Raw genomic sequence first — 4,033 nt, 5'->3', positions numbered from 1 at the left:
AAGCAGATGACCATGGATGTGGCCCGTAAATATGCCGCCTCTGCCATCCGTGAGCGGATCTTCCGTGATGATCTGCCTGGTATTGTCCTGTACGTTGATCAATATGATGAAGCCCAACGTACCATGCAGCGGGTAATGATCCAGGATAGCCGTGATGCTGAGCGCCCTTTGACCATCTTTGCCAAAAGCGGCCTGATCTCCTCTGACGGTGGCACTGGCGTACTGCGGATACTGCTGAAAAACGGCACTATTCATACCCAGCAGAAAGAGGATTACCGACTGATCTCCTTTGGCGAATATCTGCTGACCGCTGAATCAGGACGAAGCACGCCGTTGGTCAGGACAGAAATGGATCTGGGGATAGGTGAGCTGCGCCGTGGGATGAACAGTACGCAGGTATCCCCCCAGGCCCGCCTGAAGATGGCCACTGAACTGCACAGCCGTTTTGCCTTTCCCTTTGCCACCTTTGTATTTGCCATTCTGGCGCTGCCATTGGGGCTTTCTAACCGTCGTTCAGGTAAAGGCTCCGGTTTTACCATCAGCATTCTGATCCTGTTGGTCTACTATGTCCTGCTCTCATTTCTGCGTACTCTGGCTGAAAAAGGGGGGATTTCACCGGTTCTGGCGGTCTGGCTGCCCAACCTGATCTTCCTGAGCATTGGACTGCTGCTGCTTCGTCTGGCCTCCCAGGAAATGACAATTAGATCAGCCCTGGGGCGACTCTTCAGATTCGGGAGGTCTGCCTGATGTTTGGTATTGTGGGACGCTATCTGGCAGCCACCTGGCTGCGCCTGTTCCTGCTCTGTCAGGGAGGATTTCTTGCGGTCTATCTGATCCTTGATTTTATGGAGAAACTGGGCCGTTTCAGCAAAGCTGGGGCCTCGCTAAGCGCTATCCTGCAGTTTTTTCTGTTCAAGATCCCTGAGATGCTGGGACAGACCATGCCGTTTGCGGTCTTGATGGCAACCCTGCTGGCACTGGGCATGCTCTCCCGCAGCAGTGAGCTGACCGCCATGCGCAGTTGCGGCTTAAGTATCCCACGTATTGTACTGCCGATCCTGGTGTTAGGGCTGCTCTGCAGTCTGGTGCTGTTGATCAACTCGGAATTTGTCGTGCCCCAAAGCTACCAGCAGATGGAACATATTGAGAAAGTAGTGATCAGGAAGCAGAACATTAATACCTTCTTTCGGCTTAATAATATCTGGTTCCGCTCCAATAACCTGATCCTGCAGGCCAAGGTATTTGATCCCAAAACACAGACCTTGCAAGGGGTAACGGTCTGGGATCTTTCTCCCGACATGCAGCCGATCAGACGTATGGATGCAGAACAGGCGATACATGGTGCTGCCGGGTGGGAGCTGCTCAAAGTACGAACACGTACCTTTGCCGGGCGGGGTGGGGTGGTGGCATCGCCTCGTTTAGCGGTGCCGTTAACCCTGAAGGTGGATGATCTGCGGATTCTGGATAACAACGCTGATAACTTCAGCTTCCGCAAACTGCGGGAGTACGCGATCAGCCTTGAGCGGGGCGGCTACCCGGCCGGTCGCTATCGCACCATGATGCATGCCAAGCTGGCCCTGCCGTTTGGTGCCTTTGTAATGGTTATCCTGGGCATCCCTTTTGCCCTCAAGACCGGCCGTACCAGCGGGGTCGCCATGGGGGTCGGGGCCGGTGTAGCGATCGGGTTCGCCTACTTCATCATTAATGCCGCTGTCCAGTCCTACGGCCGCAGTGGGGTATTGCCCCCCTTTGTCGCTGCCTGGGGGGCAAATCTTATCTTTGTTCTAACTGGCATCTGGCTTTCCATGACGGTTAAGCAACAATAAATCTCATCTGTTGCCAGTGCCTGTATTGTTGCTGAGATGTGTTTAACGATAATGGGCATCATGACCAAAGGTCATTATGCCCATTAGAGGATCAAGACCTTCTACGGCACCTCAGAAAATGCCGTGAAGACCCAGATCTGGATAGCTGTCAGCGTTTACCTGAAGGTCGCCATTATCAAAAAACGGCTAAAAATCGAGCCAGCCTCTACACAATGTTACAGATTTTGAGCGTATCTGCTTTTGAAAGAACTGAATTAAACCAGCTTCTTACATTTGGCGATTACAAAAACAGGACAAAGTTAAAACCTAAGCAGCTGAATTTATTCTTAAATTATTCTGGACACTAATGATGCTGCCACCTTCTTGACAAACGCATGTTGTGCGCATAATATGCTCTCAGGAGGTGATGTATGCAAAAAGCCAGAATTAACCTTAGTCTTGACGCTGACCTTATGGACTTTGTCAAAGGGTATGCAGAAAGTCAAAGGACAACCGTTTCAGAGGTTTTTACACAATTTGCATTAAAATTAAAGCGACTCAAAGAGAATGACCCAACTGAAATTATTTTGGGTGATCCAGATTTTACTGATTCACTTCTTTCTACAATGTCTCGAATCAAAACTGGTGCTGTCAAATGGCACAGTTACGATGAGGTGTTTAAATGAATATTGTTTTCAGCGATGAGTTTAGAGCTTCCCTGAAAAAGCATAGTTCCATAAAAGAGGCAGTGCGTAAAAAAGTTGATATGATTATTGCCAGCCCAATTTCACTGGGTGAGCCTCTTAAAGGAAACTTGCGTGGATACTACAGCTGTCCAGTTCGTCGTAATTTTCTGATAATTTTTCTTTATTGCTCAATCTGCCGAAAAAAAGGCGATGACTCAATTGTTCTCTGCGACGACTGCCAAGAATGCACTGATGATACACTCAAATTTATCCTCCTCGGGCCTCATGACAAAACATATTGGGGATAACTCAATGTTTTTGCGCCTTGCTGCCTGAACTACCGACCAACCGACGACTGAGGCATAGGTGAAATTCAGCGCACAGTAAGCCAGTCCGAGTTGATTGAGCCGTTAGGAGCAGAGAAGCACTTGCCCAAGTTGGCGTTTACATTGCGCTGCCTGAAACCACCCGCAAAAGCCGGACGAACCGGCCAGCCGGAATTTGCCGAATCGCTGAAACCATCGACCAAACAACCCCTGAATTTCAACTTGCTGCGAGAAAGCCCGCTAGCCCAGATTTGATGAGGCCTAGCTGGCCGAAGCGTTTTTGACTTTAGGTGCCACGAGCGACGCTGGTACAAAAGGCTTCTAACGTTTACGAGATAACCGGCTGGCGATGCCGGAGGGGTGCTGCTTGATTTGCCGACCAACTGACGACTGAGACATAGGTGAAATTCAGCGCACAGTAAGCCAGTCCGAGTTGATTGAGCCGTTAGAGGGCGGCCCCGCTATTATGGTGACTTTGGCAAGCTACCTGGCGCTATACTTTGTTCAGTTAGTCGTTTTTGCAAAACGGACATATATGAATTTAATGCCTCTTTGAGGGCAAGCTTAGAGTAGTATGGCCCGACACCTTTTACTGTGACTTCAACAACAGTCTTTTCTGAATAAACCTGGGCCTTTAAACGAATTCCCATGACATTGGTTTTACTGAAATTGCCTGTCTCGATGATGCCTTCTGATAAGTTTGAATAAGTAATTTCGTTTGACCAAGCTGGAATTTTCAACTCTTCTGCTACTTCGCCAACTGTCTTGAAAACTTGTTGTTTTGTAAGTTTGCCACTGTAACTAACCTTTCCGTCTTCTTCTGGGACAAGTAAAACCTTTTCGACAACAGCACAGCCGGACAAGACAGCTACAACAAGAAACAGAAAAAAAAGGCGAGTTGTTGTCGGTTGCATTCTGTTGCCCTCTAACGTTTACGAGATAACCGGCTGGCGACGCCGGAGCGGTGCTGCCTGAACTGCCGACCAACTGACGACTGAGGCACTGGTGAAATTCAGCGCACAGTAAGCCAGTCCGAGTTGATTGAGCCGTTAGGAGCAGAGAAGCACTTGCCCAAGTTGGCGTTTACCTTGCGCTGCCGAAACCGCCCACCGAGGCCGGAAGAGTAGGGCGGCTTGATCTTGCCAAATCGCCGAAATAGCTTACCAAACAACCCCTGAATTACAACTTGTGAAAAAGCCCGCTAGCCCAGATTTGA

At 49.4% G+C, this 4,033-nt stretch carries 5 protein-coding genes and 1 pseudogene; 5 read left to right on the top strand and 1 reads right to left on the bottom strand.

The genetic code is table 11. The features are described 5' to 3' along the window. From OEL57_RS14965 to OEL57_RS14945, 5 genes and pseudogenes are all read left to right on the top strand, one after another. On the top strand, window positions 1-747 hold a 747-nt coding region (locus tag OEL57_RS14965), incomplete at its 5' end, for an LptF/LptG family permease (protein WP_300741551.1). After that, entirely contained in the window at window positions 747-1,826 is a 1,080-nt protein-coding gene (gene lptG / locus OEL57_RS14960; protein ID WP_300741549.1) for an LPS export ABC transporter permease LptG, read from the top strand. The genes OEL57_RS14965 and lptG, both read left to right, overlap by 1 nt. A gap of 87 nt (window positions 1,827-1,913) precedes the next feature. Beyond that, window positions 1,914-2,173: pseudogene (locus tag OEL57_RS14955) on the top strand (IS4 family transposase); the annotation flags it as partial. Window positions 2,174-2,236: 63 nt separating this feature from the next. Then, window positions 2,237-2,491 carry a hypothetical protein gene (locus tag OEL57_RS14950; RefSeq protein ID WP_300741548.1) on the top strand — a complete coding sequence of 85 codons (255 nt, stop codon included), beginning with the start codon at window positions 2,237-2,239 and terminating at the stop codon, window positions 2,489-2,491. Then, window positions 2,488-2,799, top strand: a complete 312-nt coding sequence (locus tag OEL57_RS14945; RefSeq protein WP_300741546.1) for a type II toxin-antitoxin system RelE family toxin — start codon at window positions 2,488-2,490, stop codon at window positions 2,797-2,799. The genes OEL57_RS14950 and OEL57_RS14945 overlap by 4 nt, the downstream gene beginning before the upstream one ends. A 482-nt stretch (window positions 2,800-3,281) precedes the next feature. Here OEL57_RS14945 and OEL57_RS14940 read toward each other — a convergent pair whose 3' ends face one another. Further along, window positions 3,282-3,731 carry a hypothetical protein gene (locus OEL57_RS14940; protein WP_300741545.1) on the bottom strand — a complete coding sequence of 150 codons (450 nt, stop codon included), beginning with the start codon at window positions 3,729-3,731 and terminating at the stop codon, window positions 3,282-3,284. Window positions 3,732-4,033 lie beyond the last annotated feature (302 nt).

It is taken from the genome of Trichlorobacter sp. (genome assembly GCF_030247655.1).
Taxonomy (GTDB): domain Bacteria; phylum Desulfobacterota; class Desulfuromonadia; order Geobacterales; family Pseudopelobacteraceae; genus Trichlorobacter.
The sequence above is the reverse complement of the archived record's forward strand: the minus strand, read 5'-3'. Positions and strand labels throughout refer to the sequence as shown.